Origin of the sequence: Sphingobium sp. BHU LFT2, assembly GCF_018604485.1 — a bacterium.
GTDB classification, from domain to species: Bacteria; Pseudomonadota; Alphaproteobacteria; order Sphingomonadales; family Sphingomonadaceae; genus Sphingobium; species Sphingobium yanoikuyae_A.
In genome coordinates, this window is sequence record NZ_JAFCGW010000090.1 from 1 (window position 1) to 479 (window position 479).

1 protein-coding gene is annotated in these 479 nt (G+C 59.3%); it reads left to right on the forward strand.

Annotated features, from left to right (window positions below):
* On the forward strand, positions 1–479 hold a 479-nt coding region (locus JQK15_RS27745; protein ID WP_214869680.1), incomplete at both ends, for an amidohydrolase family protein.

Genomic DNA, 479 nt, shown 5'->3' on the forward strand with positions numbered 1-479 from the left:
TTCTACGAGAAGATGGTCGAGCTGGACGTGCCGGCGATGATCCATGTGTCGGGCAGCTGCAATCCGGCGATGCACGCGACCGGCGGCTATTATATTGCCGCTGACACCATCGCCTTCATGCAGTTGCTGGAGGGCGACCTGTTCAGGGATTTCCCGACCCTCAAGTTCATCATCCCGCATGGCGGCGGCGCGGTGCCCTATCATTGGGGACGTTACCGGGGCCTGGCCGACATGCTGAAGAAGCCCGACCTGTCGACCCATCTGATGAACAACATCTTCTTCGACACCTGTGTCTATCATCAGCCCGGCGTCGACCTGCTTGCCGATGTGATCGACAACAAGAATATCCTGTTCGGGTCGGAAATGGTCGGTGCGGTGCGCGGTATCGATCCCACCACCGGCCATTATTTCGACGATACCAAGCGCTATGTCGATGCGCTGGACATCAGCGAGGGCGAGCGTGCCGCGATCTTCGAGGG